The sequence below is a fragment of the Rhodovulum sp. FJ3 genome (assembly GCF_032918305.1).
Taxonomy (GTDB): domain Bacteria; phylum Pseudomonadota; class Alphaproteobacteria; order Rhodobacterales; family Rhodobacteraceae; genus SAT37.
Map to the genome: position 1 here is coordinate 55,061 of NZ_JAWJUU010000009.1, position 17,260 is coordinate 72,320.

Annotated in this window: 14 protein-coding genes; 7 read left to right on the plus strand and 7 right to left on the minus strand. The window is 59.8% G+C overall.

Features of this window, described 5'->3' with window-relative positions; genetic code table 11:
- Positions 1–10: 10 nt before the first annotated feature.
- A complete protein-coding gene (locus R1W00_RS17165) occupies positions 11–1,357 on the minus strand; it encodes a tetratricopeptide repeat protein (RefSeq protein WP_317263999.1) in 1,347 nt (448 codons plus the stop codon).
- A 328-nt stretch (positions 1,358–1,685) separates the two neighbouring features.
- Between R1W00_RS17165 and R1W00_RS17170 the strand changes: the two genes are divergently transcribed.
- Entirely contained in the window at positions 1,686–2,765 is a 1,080-nt protein-coding gene (locus tag R1W00_RS17170; protein WP_317264000.1) for a YeeE/YedE family protein, read from the plus strand.
- Here the strand turns inward: R1W00_RS17170 and R1W00_RS17175 are convergent.
- The 3 genes from R1W00_RS17175 to R1W00_RS17185 all read right to left on the minus strand — a co-directional run bounded on the left by R1W00_RS17175 (position 2,747) and on the right by R1W00_RS17185 (position 6,232).
- The gene (locus R1W00_RS17175) at positions 2,747–4,360 is read right to left on the minus strand and encodes a thiamine pyrophosphate-binding protein (protein WP_317264001.1); all 1,614 of its coding nucleotides are present in this window, start codon (positions 4,358–4,360) and stop codon (positions 2,747–2,749) included. The two genes, R1W00_RS17170 and R1W00_RS17175, sit on opposite strands and share 19 nt — an antisense overlap.
- Positions 4,357–5,598 (minus strand): CaiB/BaiF CoA-transferase family protein, encoded by a 1,242-nt coding sequence (locus R1W00_RS17180; RefSeq protein ID WP_317264002.1) that lies wholly within the window; start codon positions 5,596–5,598, stop codon positions 4,357–4,359. Before R1W00_RS17180 ends, R1W00_RS17175 begins: the two co-directional genes overlap by 4 nt.
- Positions 5,599–5,707: 109 nt before the next feature.
- Complete coding sequence (locus R1W00_RS17185; protein WP_317264003.1) at positions 5,708–6,232, minus strand: YHS domain-containing (seleno)protein; 525 nt, start codon at positions 6,230–6,232, stop codon at positions 5,708–5,710.
- 184 nt (positions 6,233–6,416) lie between these two features.
- Between R1W00_RS17185 and R1W00_RS17190 the strand changes: the two genes are divergently transcribed.
- Both R1W00_RS17190 and R1W00_RS17195 read left to right on the plus strand, forming a co-directional pair.
- On the plus strand, positions 6,417–7,094 hold the full coding sequence (locus R1W00_RS17190; RefSeq protein ID WP_317264004.1) for an MOSC domain-containing protein: 678 nt from the start codon (positions 6,417–6,419) through the stop codon (positions 7,092–7,094).
- 139 nt (positions 7,095–7,233) lie between these two features.
- Positions 7,234–9,114, plus strand: a complete 1,881-nt coding sequence (locus tag R1W00_RS17195) for a PhoX family phosphatase (protein WP_317264005.1) — start codon at positions 7,234–7,236, stop codon at positions 9,112–9,114.
- A 69-nt stretch (positions 9,115–9,183) separates the two neighbouring features.
- Here the strand turns inward: R1W00_RS17195 and R1W00_RS17200 are convergent, their stop codons facing one another.
- On the minus strand, positions 9,184–10,554 hold the full coding sequence (locus tag R1W00_RS17200) for an aspartate aminotransferase family protein (protein WP_317264006.1): 1,371 nt from the start codon (positions 10,552–10,554) through the stop codon (positions 9,184–9,186).
- Positions 10,555–10,772: 218 nt separating this feature from the next.
- On the opposite strand from R1W00_RS17200, the gene R1W00_RS17205 reads away from it, so the two are divergent.
- From R1W00_RS17205 to R1W00_RS17215, 3 genes are read left to right on the plus strand one after another with little or no spacing between them, the layout of a single operon-like run.
- A complete protein-coding gene (locus R1W00_RS17205; RefSeq protein WP_317264007.1) occupies positions 10,773–11,957 on the plus strand; it encodes a M24 family metallopeptidase in 1,185 nt (394 codons plus the stop codon).
- 6 nt (positions 11,958–11,963) lie between these two features.
- Entirely contained in the window at positions 11,964–13,118 is a 1,155-nt protein-coding gene (gene argE / locus R1W00_RS17210; protein WP_317264008.1) for an acetylornithine deacetylase, read from the plus strand.
- 1 nt (position 13,119) lies between these two features.
- The gene (locus tag R1W00_RS17215) at positions 13,120–13,785 is read left to right on the plus strand and encodes a GntR family transcriptional regulator (protein ID WP_317264009.1); all 666 of its coding nucleotides are present in this window, start codon (positions 13,120–13,122) and stop codon (positions 13,783–13,785) included.
- A 6-nt stretch (positions 13,786–13,791) separates the two neighbouring features.
- Here the strand turns inward: R1W00_RS17215 and R1W00_RS17220 are convergent, their stop codons facing one another.
- Positions 13,792–14,676: a LysR family transcriptional regulator gene (locus R1W00_RS17220; protein WP_317264010.1), complete on the minus strand. Its 885-nt coding sequence runs from the start codon at positions 14,674–14,676 to the stop codon at positions 13,792–13,794.
- Between the two features lie 686 nt (positions 14,677–15,362).
- Here R1W00_RS17220 and R1W00_RS17225 point away from each other — a divergent pair.
- Positions 15,363–16,295 carry a site-specific integrase gene (locus R1W00_RS17225; RefSeq protein WP_317264011.1) on the plus strand — a complete coding sequence of 311 codons (933 nt, stop codon included), beginning with the start codon at positions 15,363–15,365 and terminating at the stop codon, positions 16,293–16,295.
- Between the two features lie 64 nt (positions 16,296–16,359).
- On the opposite strand, the gene R1W00_RS17230 is transcribed toward R1W00_RS17225, so the two are convergent.
- The coding region (locus R1W00_RS17230) for a porin (RefSeq protein WP_317264012.1) at positions 16,360–17,260 on the minus strand (901 nt) is incomplete at its 5' end.

Here is a 17,260-nt window from a genome sequence, read left to right on the forward strand (position 1 = left end):
GAAAATGACGTTAAACGGCCTGTCCGCGCGCCGAAGCGATCAGGTCCAGGCGGCGCATGGTGTACCCGTCGACATAGCCGCCACGCTGAGTCGTCCGTTCATCCAAAAGCATTTGCGCTGCGTCCAGATATCCACCTCTGATTGCCGCTTCAATAGTGATACGTTGGAACACATCGCGCTGGGCGTGGCTGCCGCCGATGGCCTGCAAACCGCCGCGTGCTTCGCGCAGTTGGATCCATGCCGCAGGGAAGTTGCCAGAGGCGAATTCCTGCAGGCCTAGAGCCACATCATGACCCGGATGGTGGATAATTTTGCTGGCTTCGCCATCCTCGTTGCGGGCCTTGGCCATGTTGCCGACAAGGGTTTTGACGGCGGTTTCCCGCTCACCCCCGATCAGGGCCAACAGATAGTGCAGGTCGGCAAAGGCCAGAACGCCATCATTCGAGCGACGTTCGGAAATATCGGCCAGTTCTTCCCAGCGGTTGCCGACGTCGACGCCCTCGATTTCCAGACGCGATAGCATCGACGCGCCGTTCGAAATATCGCGGTAATCGTCGGTCTGTTCGGCGCGCACTTCGCGGTCATAGAGATCCAGCGCGGCGTCATATTCGCCCATGTCCAGATGCATCAACGCACGGTGCCACCAGACGTGAAAGCGGAAGTTGTTACAGTGGGCCCAAGATTCTTCGCGACCGTCCAGCCATTTCAGACCCTGATCCGCGCGACCGGTCATGTCGTAAACGTGGGCCACGGCGTGCAGACCCCATGCATCGCGCGGGGCCAGTTCGACGCCCTTGCGCCCGATCTTTTCGGCAAGCGCATAGTCGCCGGTTTCCTCAAGCGAAAACGCGTGACAGCCCATCAGATACCCATGCGCCTGATGTCCGTCCCAATGCCCGAGGACGCCTTCGATCGATTTGCGCATGCCCTTGGGGTCGCCCATCACGAACAGGATCGCGTGGACCATTTTCATCGCCAAGGCATCGGTGGGGTGTTTGTCCAACTGTTCTTGGATCAGAACGCCCGCCTTGCTGGGATGACCGGCCAGCCAATAGCCCAGAGCATCCACAAACGCCATTTCCCGTGCGGTCGGCATCCGGCGACGGGCGGCGGCCACGGCGGCGGCGTGGGCCTCTTGGGCGACCGACACCATTTCGCGACGGCCAAGCAACAGGCAGGACACGCCACGGATCGCTTGGGCCAATGCGAAATCCGGATCGCCCTCGATCACCGCGTTCATGTGCACGCCCGCGTCTGCCGAATGCGACAGGATCCCCATGATCGTGTCGTTCCAACGTCCGATCATTGAAGGATCGAGTGTGGTCTCCATACCGGACAAATCAGTTGTGCTTGGCATCGTCGTCTCCAAAAAATACTTGTACTGCATGTCGTTGGGGCGCCCTGAACTGCAACTCACGTGGCCGTCACGTCACGCAGTGTTCAGGAATGTTTCGAAAATTCTGCCCCCATAGACAGACAGCCAAATCCCAGCTCTGTACCTTGGATGGCCGGTCGCGCGGCACTCATGCAACTCACGAGATTGTAAGCTCACCTATAAGTCAGTTTTCCTGCCCAAATGTTTCAGTATGCTAGGCAAAACACCGCCAATCGGAGGTCGGATGCAACGTTTTCCCATTATTATGTCTTTGTTAGTTGCTGCATTTTTGACCGCCGCGCAGGTGTATTTGGAATCGTACACGCGGATATGGGCGGTTCTGGCCGGGTTTCTGGCGGGGTTTGCCCTGTATCATGCGGCGTTCGGGTTCGCGGGCGGCTGGCGCCGGTTCGTGACCGAGGGGTCTGGGCGCGGCATTCGGGCCCAAATGTTACTGATCGCCTTGGTCGTGCCGGTGAGTTTTACGTTGATTGCGGCGGGAAAAACCGGCGGGTGGGTTGTTCCCGTGGGTCCTGGTTTCCTGTTCGGCGCGGCCGTGTTCGGGATCGGCATGTCGCTGGCCGGTAGCTGTGCCTCGGGCACCCTGTTCGTGGCGGGCGGGGGCAGCACGCGGATGATGATCGCGCTGGCGGCCTTTATCACCGGATCGGTTCTGGGCACGGCGCATGTGCCGTTCTGGCTTGGCCTTGGGCAGGTGGCGCCGGTGTCCTTCGTGCGCAACTTTGGCGTCGGGGGCGCGGTGGCGATCACCTATGCGATCTGCGGGGCGCTGGTGGTCCTGACCCTGTGGTTAGAGCGCAAATGGAACGTTCAATCCGCCCCCGCACCGCGTCTGCGCGACACGCGCCTGTTGCGCGGGCCGTGGCATCCGTGGGTCGGGTCCGTCGCGTTGGCCATCGTGTGCATCATGATCTTTGTGACCCTGCGCCGCCCTTGGGGCGTGACCGAGGCATTTGCCCTCTGGGGGGCCAAGGTCGGCATCGCGGCGGGTTTGCCGATTGATCAATGGACCTATTGGTCGGGCGGGCGTTCGCGACAGCTTGAGGCGACGGTCTTGTCCCACACGACCAGCATCCTGAACTTTGCCCTGATCGCGGGGGCGTTTTGTGCCTCGGCCGTTCAGGGGCGATTTAAACCTGTTCTGAACCTCAGCACCAAGGACGTTGTGACCGCGGTTATTGGCGGTCTCTTGATGGGATACGGCGCGCGCCTGTCGTCGGGGTGCAACATCGGCGCGTTCCTAGGCGGTGTCACCAGCGGCAGCCTGCATGGCTGGATCTGGGCGCTGACGGCGTTCTTGTCGTTCGCCGCCGCGCTGCGTCTGCCGCCGATGTTGATGATGCGGCGTCTTCAGAACGCCCCGTCATAGGCACGCCGCCCGATTTTTGCGGCGATAATGGTGAAACAGTCTCTGTTTTGGGCCTCTTCGGTGGCCTGTTTCAGGGCGTCCACCGATTCAACCTCGACCCCGACACCGCCGAACGCCTTGGCCAGCGATACGAAATCGGACCCGCCGAAATCGACGCCCAGATTGGGCCGCTGGCTTGCGCGCTGTTTCATCTCGATCAGGGTCAGGCTTTCGTCGACCAAGACACAGACGATGATGTTCAGTCCGTGATCGCGCAGGCTGGCCAGATCGCCCGCCCCCATTTCCAGACCGCCATCGCCGACAAAGGCCAGAACGGTGCGATCCGGCGCGCCCATCTTGGCCCCACCGGCCAGAGGCATCGCGCAGGCCATGGTGCACAGGGCGCTGGATTGCAGCATCCCGCGCGGCTCATAGCATTTCCAAATTTGGCTCGCCAAAATGCGGTGGGCCCCGGAATCCGCCGTGACGATCGTATCCTCGGGCAGGGCGTCGCGCAGGGTATGGAACACCTGATGCGCGCCCCAGTCGGACGGCGCGGCATAGGTCGCGGTCAGATCACGCTTGGCCGTCGCGATGGCGTCGCCGGTCCAGCGTCCTTCGGGCAAAACATGCTCTAACCCAGCCAAAGTCGCGGTAACCGACCCTTTCAACAGGTGATCGGCGCGGTGCATCCCGTGGGTGCGCAAAACAGGCGTGATGTCGATCACGGTCGTTTCGGGACCCCACGGATCGCGCCAACCGATGCGCATTTCAATCGGGTCATAGCCGGCCAACAGGATCACGTCGGCCTGTTCCATCAGGGGCATCAGCACCTTGTCCGCACGCGGCGACAGACCGGCCCCACCCAGACACAGGGGATCGCGTTCGTCCATCAGCCCCTTGGCCTTATACGTGGTGATCAGGGGGATCGAATGGGCGTTACAGAACGCGGTGATCGCGCCGCCAGAGCCCTCATTCACCGCATCGACACCGGCGACCATAATCGGCGTTTTCCCACCGGATAGAGCCTGTTTTGCGACCTCAAGCGCGCCTGCGTCGGGCAGACCGGCCAGATCGCGGGGATAGGCGGCAACGGGGACCTCATCGGCCAATGCCTCGGCCACACTGATCGGGACGTCGATATGCACGGGACCCGGTTGACCGGATAGGGCCAGCGCGATCGCCTTTTCCATCACCGCGCCCACAGCCCCGTGGGACAGGCGGAAGCTACCCTTGACGATGGGGCGCATCATGGCCTGATGATCAAACACTTGGTGGGTATAGGTCTCGGCCTCGGCGGCATCGACGCAGCCGGTCAAAAAGATCAACGGCACGCGGTCCTGCATGGCGTTCGCCACGACGTTCACCGCGTTCGCCACGCCGGGCCCGAGGGTCGCCACAAGGATCGGCAGGCTACCCGCGCTGTGCCACAGACCCTCGGCGAAAAAACCACCGGCATTTTCGTGGCGCACAAGGGCGAATTTGATCCCCGCGTTGTCCAGACCTTGCATCAGGCCCAGAACCTCTCCCCCGGGGACGCCGAACGCATGGGTTGCGCCCGCGCGGGCCAAGGAGGTGCCGACGATATCCGCGCCGGTGCGTGTGTCTGTGGTCATTCGTTCAGCCCGATAATGCCGTCCTTGGCCAGTTGCCCAAGGTCCGTGTCGTTGAGGTTCAAAATGGATTTCAGCGTCTCGGCCGTGTCCTGTGCCAGAACCGGCGGCGCGCTGTGATAGGTGACGGGGGTATCGCTCAGCTTGAGCGGATTACCGATCAAATCGACACTATCCTTGCCCGAAAGCGGGTGTCGCAGGGAAATCTTCATCCCGCGTGCGGCGACCTGTTCGCCTTCGAACACCTGCGACAGATCATTGATCGGACCGGCGGGAATGCCGCGTGTTTCGCATTCCTTGATCCAGAACGCGGAGGGCTGGGCGCGGGTCAGATCGGTCAGGATCGGGACCAGAACATCGCGGTTGCGCACTCGGTCGGCGTTCAGCGCGAAGCGCGGATCGTCGGCCAGTTCCGGCGCGCCCAACAGGTCCACCAACCGCCGGTATTGCCCGTCATTGCCGACGGCCAGAATGAAATCGCCGTCCGCAGACGGGAAGGTGCCATAGGGCACGATGGTCGGGTGATCGTTGCCGCGCCGCGGGGGCACCTTGCCATCAGTCAGATAGCCAACGCCCTGATTGATCAGCCACGACACTTGGGTGTCATAGAGACAGATATCGATATGCTGGCCCCGTCCGGTTTTGTGGCGGGCCTGAAGTGCTGCCAGAATGCCGGTCACCGCATACATGCCGCACATCACATCCGCGATGCCGACGCCGACCTTGGTAGGCGGCCCATCGGGAGAGCCGGTCAGGCTCATAATCCCGGCCTCGCCCTGGATCATAAAGTCATATCCGGCGCGATGGGCGTTCGGGCCGGTCTGTCCGAAACCGGTGATCGAGCAATAGATCAAACGCGGATTAAGCTGGGATAGGGTCGCATAGTCCAGACCATAGCGCGCCATATCGCCGGTTTTCAGGTTCTCGACCAGAACATCCGCGTCGCGCACCATCTGGCGGATCAGGTCCTGACCCTCGGGCACGGCAAAGTTGATCGCGACGGATTTCTTGTTGCGGTTCGCGCAGAGATAATAGGCGCTCTCGGTCGTCTCCGCGCCGTCCGCGTCCAGCACAAACGGCGGTCCCCATTTACGGGTGTCATCGCCGACACCGGGGCGTTCGATCTTGATCACCTCGGCCCCGAGATCGGCCAAGGTTTGGGTCGCCGTCGGCCCCGCCAAAATCCGTGACAGGTCCAGCACGCGAATACCGCCCAGTGCGGTGCTATTCGGATCACTCATTTGAATATCTTTGCATTATCTGATGTGCGCCAAGCCACACCAGACCACCCCGTCTCGCCAAGTGCAACCACCGCCCGACCCCATACCGGGCGGTGGGCCGTTTGTCGCCTTAGTGGGTCAGAGGACCGGGCGACGTGTACTGGGGAATGGTGCTTTCCGAAGCCGGTGCCGGCTCCAGACCGCCATCCCAGTTGCCGTATGCTTTGGTGATGTTGCCGGGAATGTCTTCTTCCCAGAAGCCGACGACGTTCTTGGTGATGTTCAGGTACAGTTTGTCGTCAACGATACGCCACAGATGGGGGTTGGCGGGAACCTTGCCACCCTGAGCCGCACCATAGGCACAGTGGCCGTCGAACTGGGGTGCGTATTTTTCGGGGTCTGCTTCGAATGCGGCCAGGTTGTCCGCCGACGAGAACGCGAATTTCGCACCGTTGTATTCGGTCACGTAATCAGCCGAACCCAGAACGGCCTCGGTTTGGGCAGTGCCAACCGCCGATTGCGGCAGCGAGAAATACGCAACAACGTCGTAACCCGAAACGGCATAGCCCGTTTCGTCCACGTATTGATCGCCTGCAAAGGCAGCCGTCGAGATCAGCATCGAAGCCAATGCACCAGCGATGGTAAACTTACGCATATTCAGTCCTTTCAAGGTAGGCGTCTCTGTATTCAGCAAAATTGCTAGCACCAAGATTGTGCGTGAGTCCCGATTTGAAACCGGACCTTGCAGAGTTGTGAAAACGGGCCGGATTTTCGTGATCGAGTGTTTCAGACCCTGTTTGGGCGTTGATGCACGCGGCGGTGGTCGATAGCGTCGCGGCATGAAACACGCAGAACTGCTCTCGATCTACACCGGTCGCGTGGCCAACCCGTGGCCCGGAAAAGAGGCCAGCGCGATTGACAAGACACTGGTCACCGGTGCGCAATCCCTGATGTCCGAGGGCCTTGTTGGCGATCAACAGGCCGACCGATCTGTGCATGGCGGACCGGATAAGGCCGTGCATGTCTATTGCGCCGCGCATTATCCGGTTTGGCGCGACGAACTGGGGCGTGATGATATGGTGCCGGGCCGGTTTGGGGAAAATTTCGCGGTGTCTGATTGGACCGAACACGCTGTCTGTATCGGTGATGTGTTTACGATCGGCACGGCAACCGTCCAGATTTCTCAGGGGCGACAGCCGTGTTGGAAGCTGGCCATGCACACCGGCAACGACCGCATGGCCTATCTGTTTCAAACCACCGGACGGACGGGGTGGTATTTTCGTGTGTTAGAGACCGGAGAGGTCACGGCGGGAGATCAATTCAGCCTGATCGACCGGCCTTGTCCCGACTGGAGTGTGGCGGATGTGACCCGTGCGCGCCTGACCCGCAAGATATCAACGGTGGACGCAGAAACCTTGTCTAACCTGCCTGAATTGGCCGATGACTGGCGCCGTGCCTTTGCGCGGTTCGCCGGTGGGGATGTGGTCGAGGATACGTCGAAACGCCTTGGCGGCTAACCGATCCAAGGCGGGAAATTGCCCGTCATCCCTGCGTTACAAATCTGCCACCTAACTGTGACCGACCACCCCTAGCGTGGCGCGGAATCGGCGAACCCTCCCGTTCGCCGGACCCCGCTTATGCCAGGAGATTTCGCATATGGATAATAAATCGACCGTCGACCTTAGCTGGGACGAATTTGACGAACTGCGCCAACCGCGCGCGGACACTTCCGACTTTGACGCCGTTGTAGATCGCGCGATTTCGCGCCGCGGTTTCCTTGGTGGTGTGTTGGCGTTCGGTTCGGGCGCGGCTGTGTTCGGCAGTGGCGTTCTGGGCTCGGCCACCTCGGCCCGCGCGGCGTCGGCGGTGTTCGGGTTTGAACCCATCGGGATCGCAACCGATTTCGACATCCATGTGCCTGCTGGCTACGAATGGCGCCCCTTGGTCCGTTGGGGCGACGCGCTGTTCTCTGAGGCAGAAAATGCCTATTCCGCCGTTGATGGTGTTCCGGCCGACATGTCGGACAAGGTATTCGGCGAAAACACTGACGGCATGGAAACGTTTGAAAAAGACGGTCACGTCCTGCTGGCGATCAATTCGGAATACGTGAACCCGAAAATCAACCTGCCCGCCGAGGCCGAGGGCGTTCCGCAAACCGCCGAGCAGGTTCAGATGCTGAAGAACATGCAGGGCGTCACGGTCGTCGAGGTCGCCGATCAGGGCGAGGGTTGGCGCGTTGTGGTGGACAGCCCGTTCAACCGCCGCATCACCCATGATACCCAGATGACCATGTCCGGCCCTGCCGCCGGTAGCGATCTGGTCAAAACCAACGCCGATCCCGCGGGCATGTCGCCGCTGGGCACGATGAACAACTGTGGGTCGGGCAAGACCCTGTGGGGCACCTACCTGACCTGCGAAGAGAACTTTAACGGCTATTTCGGCACCACGCAGGAGCGTGAAGCGACCGCCGAGGAAAAGCGCTACGGTATCGGTGGCGAGGGTCGCTATGCCTATGAAAAATTCGATCCGCGCTATGATCTGTCGGTTGAACCGAATGAGCCGCACCGCCACGGCTGGATCACCGAAATCGACCCGACTGACCCGAACAGCACGCCGGTAAAACACACCGCGCTGGGCCGGTTCAAACACGAAAACGCCGAGATGGTTCAGGCCGCTGATGGCCGTATCGTGGTCTATATGGGCGACGATGAACGTGGTGAGTTCATGTACAAATACGTCTCGAACGGCACATGGGCACCGGGTCAGCCGACCGAGGGACTGTTGTCGGACGGCACCCTGTTCGTGGCCAAGTTCAACGATGATCAGACCGGCGAATGGCTGGCCCTGACGCCGGAAACCACCGGCATGTCGATTGAGAATATTCTGGTGTTCTCGCGTCTGGCGGGGTCCAAGGTTGGCGCGACTACGATGGACCGTCCCGAATGGATTGCCGCGCATCCGCATCGTGCCGAGGCCTATTGCGCCCTGACCAACAACAAAAACCGTGGTGTCAAAACCAACGCCGGTGGCGATGAAACGCCCGTTGGTGGTCCGAACCCGCGCGAAACCAACCGTTACGGTCAAATCGTGCGCTGGAAGCCCGAGGGGGGCGATCACGGCGCGGCCAAGTTTGCATGGGATCTCTATGTCATGGCTGGCAACCCCGACGTTTATGACAACGCCTATGGCGGGTCGGACAACGTGACGGCGGGCAACATGTTCAACTCGCCCGACGGGATGGCGTTCTCGTCCGACGGGTTGCTGTGGATCCAGACCGATGGTGACGACAGCAACGAAGGTGACTTTGCCGGTATGGGCAACAACCAGATGCTGGTCGGCGATCCCGATACCGGTGAGATCGCACGCTTTTTGACCGCGCCGAATGGGGCTGAGGTGACCGGCCTGACATGGACGCCGGATCGCAAGGTCGCGTTTGTCGGCATTCAGCACCCCGGCGGCCACTGGCCCGATGGTGAGGGCAAGCCGCGCTCGTCCGTGATTGCCGTATGGCGTCAGGACGGTGCCGTCTTCGGCTGATCCCGACGGAATAGGCACGAAAAAACCGGCGTCCCGATTGGGGCGCCGGTTTGCATTTTAGACCCTGTTTCAGCCCAAGACGGACTTTACGGCCTTGGTCGTCGCATCAACGATGATGTCCGCCTCACCCTCGGTCAGGCAGAACGGCGGCGCAAAGCCAAGGATATCGCCCTGCGGCATCGCACGCCCGATCACACCGTGGGTTGCCAAAGCACCGGCAATCTGCGGCCCGATCTTGTCGCCCGCGTCATAGAAGGTGCGCTTGTCCTTGTCCGCGACGAATTCAACGGCGCAGAGCATGCCTTCACCGCGGATATCGCCGACATGGGCGTGATCGCCCAAGGCGTCCTTCATCGCGGCGTTCAGATAGGCCCCGACCGAGCCCGCGTGCGACACAAGGCTGAGTTCATCCAGCAGTTTCAGGTTCGCCACACCGGCCGCCGCGCCAATCGGGTGGGCCGAATAGGTCCAGCCATGCCCGATGGGACCGTTTTCATCGGTGCCCTGCTCCAGAACCTTCCACATCTTGTCCGACACGATGCTGCCCGACAGGGGGGCATAGGCGGATGTCAGACCCTTGGCGATGGTGATCAGGTCGGGCTTCATCCCGTAGTGGGTGCTGCCAAACATGCTGCCCAGACGGCCAAAGCCGGTGACGACCTCATCCGCGACCAACAGGATGTCGTGTTTCGCCAGAACGGCCTGAATCGCGTCCCAGTATCCTGTGGGCGGGGGGACGATGCCGCCGGTGCCCAAAACCGGTTCGCCGATAAAGGCGGCGATGGTGTCCGCGCCTTCGCGTTCGATCAGCGCCTCAAGCTCGGCCACGCAATGGGCGACGAACTGTTCCTCGGACATATCCAGATCGTCACGACGGAAATAATACGGCGCCTCGGTATGGATGACCTGCGCCAGCGGCAGGTCGAATTTCTGGTGGAATAGACCCAATCCGGTCAGCGAGCCGGTCATCAACCCCGACCCGTGATACCCGCGCCAGCGCGAGATGATCTTTTTCTTTTCCGGACGGCCAAGGATGTTGTTGTAGTACCAGATCAGCTTGACGTTGGTTTCGTTCGCATCCGACCCCGACAGGCCGAAATACACCTTGGACATGTGGTCGGGCGCGCGGTCCAGAACCATTTTCGACAGGGTGATCGATGCCTCGGTGCCGTGGCCGACATAGGCATGATAGTAGGCCAGTTCGCGCGCCTGATCGGCAATCGCATCTGCGATGTCCTGACGGCCATAGCCGACGTTCACACAGTACAGGCCCGCAAACCCGTCCAGCAGGCGGTTGCCGTCGCGATCCTCAATATACACGCCGCTTGCGGTCTGGACGATCCGGCTAGGGCTTTCGCCACGGGCATGTTGGGCCAGATGGGTCGAGGGATGAAAGAAATTCTCGCGGTCCCATTTATCGAGCTGATCGTTGGTAAGCATCGACGATCCTTAAGTTTAAGCAGGTGACAGAAAACGGGGCCACGCCGGACGATTTGCAATTGACGCGCCAGTCAAAAAGCCCCTCAATGTTGTGTACAACACACGCGGGCGCCGACCGAAGTCAAGTCAGAAACACGCTATTTCACCCGAAACTGGGGCTATCAACGTGCGGTTGCGCGAATTGGCGGGGGTGTTGTGCACAAATATTGGGGAACACCATGCCGATTGAGAACGCACCGTTTTCACAAGCTGAATATGACCGCCGAATCCGTCTGGTCCGCACCGCAATGGCCGAGGCGGGAATCGATGTCATGTTCATCACCAACCCGTCGAATCAGAACTGGCTGACCGGTTATGACGGGTGGTCATTCTACGTCCACCAAGGGGTGATCCTGTCGCTTGAGGGTGATCCGATCTGGTGGGGACGTCTACAGGATGCCAACGGCGCGCGTCGCACCGTCTGGATGCAAGATGACAAGATCATCTATTACGCCGACCGCTATATTCAGGCACCCGACATTCACCCGATGGAAGATCTGGCGTCCCACCTTCGGATTATGGGATTCGGGGACAAGAATATCGGCGTTGAGATGGAGACCTATTATTTCACGGCCCGCGCCTTTGCTGTGCTGGCCGAGGGTCTGCCAGACGCGCAACTGGTCGATGCCTCGACCCTTGTGAACTGGCAGCGGCTGATCAAATCCGACGAGGAACTTGCGTTCATGCGCCGCGCCGCGCGGATTTCGGAACTGGTCATCGGGCGCGCGGTCGAGATCGCCGAGCCTGGTATGCGCAAGCACGATCTGGTGGGGGAATTGTTCAAAACGTCGGTACAGGGCGAGGATGACAGCTGGGGCGATTATCCGGCGATTGTGCCGCTCTTGCCCTCGGGTGAGGACGCAAGCGCGCCGCACCTGACATGGAACGGCGAGGCCCTGAAAAAGGGCGAGGCGACGTTTATCGAACAATCGGGATGCTATCGTCGCTATCACGCGCCCCTCAGCCGGACGATTTTCTTTGGCAAACCGCCCCAGTTTATGGCCGATGCCTCGGCCGCACTGACCGAGGGGTTGAACGCGGGGATTGAGGTCGCCCGCCCCGGTAACCGCGCCTGTGACATTGCGCGGGCGCTGGATACCGAGCTGTTGAAGGTCGGGATCGAACGGCCCAACCGCTGTGGCTATGCCGTCGGGCTGTCCTACCCGCCGGATTGGGGTGAACACACCGTGTCCCTGCGGGCGATGGATGAAACCGTTTTGGAACCGGGGATGACGTTCCATTTCATGCCGGGGCTGTGGATGGACGATTGGGGTCTCGAGACCACGGAAACCATCCTGATCCGTGAGGACGGTCCGGCCGAGGCCCTGTGTAACGTCGAACGCAAACTGTTCGTAAAGGACTGATGCACGATGGATGATCGCCAACGGTGTCATGGCATCCTGTCGGACCTGATCGCCTTTCCGACCGTGTCCGCCGATAGCAACCTCGACCTGATCGCCTATGTCGCCAACCTGTTGGAGGATGCGGGTGCCACAGTTGAGGTGCAGCAAAATCCCGACGGGACCAAGGCCAACCTGTTCGCCACGATGGGCTCCACGGATCAGGGCGGCGGGATCGTCCTGTCGGGGCACACCGATGTTGTGCCCGTTGCCGATCAGGACTGGACCCGCGATCCGTTCAAAATGGTCGAGGTGGACGGCAACCTGTTCGGACGCGGGACCTGCGACATGAAGGGGTTCATCGCGGCGACGCTGGCCAAGGTGGATGTCCTGCGTGATGCCGCCACGAAACGCCCGATCCATTTCGCATTCACCTATGACGAAGAGGTCGGATGCATCGGGGCGCAGTCGCTGATCGACCTGCTGGCCGCGCGTCCGGTGCGTCCGTCCATCGCCTTGATTGGTGAGCCGACCATGATGCAGGTGATTGAGGGTCACAAAGGGTGCTGTGAATACACCGTCACCTTTACCGGCGCGGCGGGGCACGGGTCGGCCCCCGATCGCGGGGTGAACGCCGTGGAATACGCGGTGCGCTATATCAACCGTCTGATGGAGCTACGGCAGGCCCTGATCGACCGGTGCCCGCCGGACTCTCGCTTTGACCCGCCCCACAGCACCATCAACGTCGGCAGTTTGCATGGAGGCAGCGCGCATAACGTCATCGCCGCCCGTGCGGTTCTGGAATGGGAAATGCGCCCCGTGGTGCCTGAGGATCATGAATTCGTCCTGAACGACCTGCGTGATTATGTCGGTGACGTTCTGTTGCCTGATATGCGTCGTGTGGCGAATTGGGCTGAGATAGAGACTGAAATCATTGGTGAGGTCGCGGGTCTGACCCCGATGGAGCACAACGCCGCGCGGGATTTGATGTTTCGCCTGACGGGCGCGAATGCGGCGCAAACCGTCCCGTTCGGAACGGAGGCGGGGTTGTTCCAATCCATTGGCATGGATGCGGTGATCTGCGGTCCGGGGTCTATTGATCAGGCCCATAAGCCAGACGAATTTCTATCGGTTGATCAACTGGATTCGTGTCTAACCATGCTTGATCGCCTTGCCGGGACCTGATGTGACCAAGACCCAAAACAGCACCGCGCGCGACCGTTTGGACACGATCCACGCCGAAATCCGCGATCGGATTTGTGGGCTGGATTACCCGCCGGGCAAGCGCCTGTCCGAGGTCGCCTTGGCCGAGGAATTCGATGTCTCCCGTACGCCCCTGCGCCGCGTTCTGGCGCGGCTAGAGGATGAGGGGTTGGTGCAATCGGTCCACGGGGTCGGGACCTTGGTCACGGACGTCGATCCGCGCGAGCTGGGGCAGGTTTATCGCCTGCGTCAGGAACTGGTGCTGCTCTATGCGCGGCTGGACCCAGTGCCTGTCACGGATGCGGTGATTGATCGGTTCCGCGACCTGAACGAGCGGGCGAAGGCGTTGAAATCCACCCCGTCGGCGCGGGCCTTTGCGCAGTTGGACAGCGATATGTTTCTGGCCCTGCTGGGCCTGACCGAAAACGCTCCGCTGCGGGAGATTAGTGAGCGCCTCTACTTCCGAACCGCGCGCATCTGGATACAACAGGTCACGGCCTCGCGTCTGGATCTGATGCAAGAGATCGAGATCTACGCCAATGAAACCGCCCAGATCGTCGCCGCGCTTGAGGCCCGCGATCTGGACGCCGTCGGGCATCTCCGCCATGCGCACATCTCGCTTAGCTTTTCGCGGTTTCAGGTGGATTGAGGGCGGCTAGAGACTTGCCAGAGGGCGTGCCGTGTCCAAGAACGCCTGTAGCACGGGCGTAAACGGCTCTTGATGCGGCGCGACAAGGCCCACAGTCGGGCAGGGCGGGCTCTGCGTGATCGGCACCATGGTCAGATCGCGTTCACCAACCAGAAACTCGGCCATGTTCGTGGGCAGGATCGTCGCCCAATCCCCGTTCATCACGTTGCGGGTCAACACGACGGTCGAGTTTGACTCAATCAACGCGGTCGGCTCGGCGCCAACGCTCTGGAATTGATGGTTAATGATGCGCCGGTTCTGCATGTCGGGCGTCAGCAGGCACAGACGGCAGGTCGCGAGCTGATCCCACGTGACATTGGTCTGACCGGCCAGCGCGTGATCGGGGCGACAGATCAGGACATAGTGCTCTTGGTAGAGCGGAACGGTCGTCACGCGGCCCAAAGGTTCATTGTCGAGGTAGGTCAGGCCCGCGTCGATTTCGAGATCATCCAGCATTTGCAGGATTTCGGTCGAGGAGCGAGACAGAACGGAAAATGTAATATTCCCATAGGTTTGATTGACACGGCACACCAAATCGGACGCCCATGTCAGGGCCGTGGGAACAACGGCTAGGCGCAGGTGGCCAGACAGGCCGTCACGCGTTGCGCGCATCTCTTCGCGCATCTTGCGGGCGTCACCGACGATCTGACGCGCCCAGATCAGGGCGCGCTGCCCCTCGGGCGTGAGGCCGCCAAAGCGTGATCCGCGATGGACCAATTTGACGCCGAACTGATCCTCCAGCTGGCGAATTCCGGCGGATAGGGTCGGTTGTGTGATGCCCAAATGCGCCGCCGCACGGCCAAAATGCCGTTCCTTGGAGAGGGCAATGAGCATCTCAAGCTTGTTTAGCATGACGTGTCCTTGGGGCGATCGCGGCGAAGATATCGCATGACGATACCTTCTTCTGCGAGAGGCCGAAAGGCGTCAGGAGGTGGTGGTGAGTGAGAAAAAACACATGAAAGTCTGTTCGCCAATATTTATAAAGCTGTGCAGAAATATGGAATTCAGGGTTCGGTGGGGCGGAAACAGAACACCGCTATTTCAAAAAATTCACGGGAACGTGAATATTGGTAACGCATACGACAAGATTTTCGAATGGCCGAAGGATAGCGGCCGATAAATGCGCGACCGAATCAGAGCGTCACGCTGGGATGATCCAATTATTGCATGTGTTAACTTGTTTGTCGCCTTCGATCTGCTGCGCGGTGGAAGATGGAGCGGAAAAGTTAGAAAAAATGGGAATAATCCCGGATTTAATTTGGAAAATAGATCGCGCTTTTTTTCGAAAAAAAACTGGGATTAAAAGCGTAAAAATTCCTGTGAGTTTTACAAAGTTCACGCGAACGTAAGCGGCGCATATAGGTCATAACTGCTACCTTAAATCCGTTCGCAGCTGCAGAAATTCGCGGTAATTCGGTCACAGTCCAGATGCTGGGACCGGGTGGAATGTGAAACTCCTTGCTCGAACGCCACCCGATTTGCTCTCGAGGTAGGTCGGGGAGTAACGACGCACCCAGCGTCATTTGAGGAAGGCATCGATGAGCTTAGTAAAACGTTTGAAAGACGCGCTTATTTCTCCAGAAGATATGGGGAATGTCACGTTGAACCAATTTTTCGACGAACGGGTTTACCCGCATATTCTGGTAAAGAAAAAATATCCGGAACATGATCGCCTGACATATGACAAGCATATCCGACCGAAATTGGGGACAGTAAAGCTTGCCGATATCACGCGGATTATGGTCGACGATTGGATGGCGGCGCAAATTGCCCTTGGGTACAAGCGCAGTACGGTAAACAAACACGTCTTTCTGCTGAATAGAATTATCAAATTGGCCAGCCATTGGGGCTTTATCTCGCATTCCCAATATTCGCAGCTTTTGTTGGAGCGCCTTTCTTTGGGTGACTACAAGCAGCACTTTCTTTCACAGGGGGAGCTGCGTCGGCTACTGCACTCCTGTGACAGCGATCCGCATCCGTATCTTGGGCATTTCGTGCGTCTCTTGGCGTTGACCGGTGCACGAAACGGTGAGGCGCGGAAGGCAAAGTGGTCGGATTTCGATCTGGAGCGCGGTGTATGGATCGTGCCTAAGAGTAAAAACGGCCGCAGTCGTCGGATCATCCTCAGCCAGGCCGCGCGCGAGGTGCTTGATCGCACCCGTGAAACAGCGCGTGAGATCGGAACGGGAATCACAGAAGATGACTTCGTGTTCACGAACCCCAAGACCAAGACCTGTTATGATAGTTTTTACGCCGCTTGGCATCGGGCGCGGGATGCGGCGGATCTGGACACGGTGCGGATCCACGATTTGCGTCATACCTTTGCGAGCTTGCTGATCAACAACGGCTCAACCATCTATGACGTTCAGAAACTGTTGGGCCATCACCACATTTCGATGACCGAACGTTATGCGCATTTGCTGCCGGATCGCCTGCATGGCGAAGTCGAGAAAGTCTCTAACTTTTTGTAATTACGGCTAAAACGCAAACGGGCTCTCCGAAAGGAGAGCCCGCGCATTCAAATCGGAGAACCGATTAGAACGACATTGCGATACCCAGCGAGTAGGTGTCGGTGCCGGTCGAGCTGTCGCCGTAACCGAACTGAACGACTGCGCCGCCCAGGTCGTAGTTAACAGCCAGGCCGAAGCCGTCTGCACCGGTGTCGAACTCACCGTAGTTTACGCCGATCGACAGTGCGTCCATGGTGTAGCCTACACCCAGACCCAGGTGGTCGTTACCGGTCGAGAAGTCCGAGTAGTTCAGGCCAGCAACGAAGCCGTTGCCGAAGTCAGCGTCAACCGAAACACCGGTGATGTCGCCGAAGGTTGCGCCACCGTCTTGGTAACCCAGACCGAAGCCCAGAGCGATGCCGCCCAGGTCAGCGTCGTATTTGAAGCCGATTGCGTAAACGTCGTCAGCGGTGCCAGCGTCGTCCAGTTCAACCGAAGCAGCTACAGCGAAAGCGCCGAAGGAGTAGTCGTAACGCAGTACTTGACCGTCGTTCGAGCCGTCCAGGCCAGCGTTGCCGTTGAAGCCAGCGTGGATGGTTTCGTCGTCTTGGATCGAACCGCCAACCAGGTTAACTTCCTGCATCGCCCAGTCCAGCGCACCGTCGGTGTCGCCCATGGTTACGGTGCCGAAGCCGCCCGAGATGAAGACCGAGTGTTCTTCACCAACACCAGCAGCAGCGATCGGGTCGCCAGCCGGAACGCCAGCAACGTCATCGTCGTCGCCAACTTCGTCCAGATCGATGGTCGCACCGAAGGTCAGGCCGTTGTCGGTTTCGCCGGACAGCGAGAAGGTTACGTCCATGTCGCTGTGGAACTGAGCGTCCGAAGTGCCGTTGTCGAAGATGCCGATTTCAGCCGAACCCGACAGCGAAACTTCTGCAGCTGCGAAGCCAGCCGAAGCAACCAGGGCCGTAGTAGCAAAGAGA

What these genes read in the sequence shown, in the direction of transcription:
- R1W00_RS17205 (WP_317264007.1), top strand. Translation starts at nt 10,773, where the DNA reads ATGCCGATTGAGAACGCACCGTTTTCACAAGCTGAATATGACCGCCGA.
- R1W00_RS17175 (WP_317264001.1), bottom strand. Translation starts at nt 4,360, where the DNA reads ATGACCACAGACACACGCACCGGCGCGGATATCGTCGGCACCTCCTTG.
- R1W00_RS17165 (WP_317263999.1), bottom strand. Translation starts at nt 1,357, where the DNA reads ATGCCAAGCACAACTGATTTGTCCGGTATGGAGACCACACTCGATCCT.
- R1W00_RS17220 (WP_317264010.1), bottom strand. Translation starts at nt 14,676, where the DNA reads ATGCTAAACAAGCTTGAGATGCTCATTGCCCTCTCCAAGGAACGGCAT.
- R1W00_RS17190 (WP_317264004.1), top strand. Translation starts at nt 6,417, where the DNA reads ATGAAACACGCAGAACTGCTCTCGATCTACACCGGTCGCGTGGCCAAC.
- argE (WP_317264008.1), top strand. Translation starts at nt 11,964, where the DNA reads ATGGATGATCGCCAACGGTGTCATGGCATCCTGTCGGACCTGATCGCC.
- R1W00_RS17185 (WP_317264003.1), bottom strand. Translation starts at nt 6,232, where the DNA reads ATGCGTAAGTTTACCATCGCTGGTGCATTGGCTTCGATGCTGATCTCG.
- R1W00_RS17195 (WP_317264005.1), top strand. Translation starts at nt 7,234, where the DNA reads ATGGATAATAAATCGACCGTCGACCTTAGCTGGGACGAATTTGACGAA.
- R1W00_RS17225 (WP_317264011.1), top strand. Translation starts at nt 15,363, where the DNA reads ATGAGCTTAGTAAAACGTTTGAAAGACGCGCTTATTTCTCCAGAAGAT.
- R1W00_RS17180 (WP_317264002.1), bottom strand. Translation starts at nt 5,598, where the DNA reads ATGAGTGATCCGAATAGCACCGCACTGGGCGGTATTCGCGTGCTGGAC.
- R1W00_RS17200 (WP_317264006.1), bottom strand. Translation starts at nt 10,554, where the DNA reads ATGCTTACCAACGATCAGCTCGATAAATGGGACCGCGAGAATTTCTTT.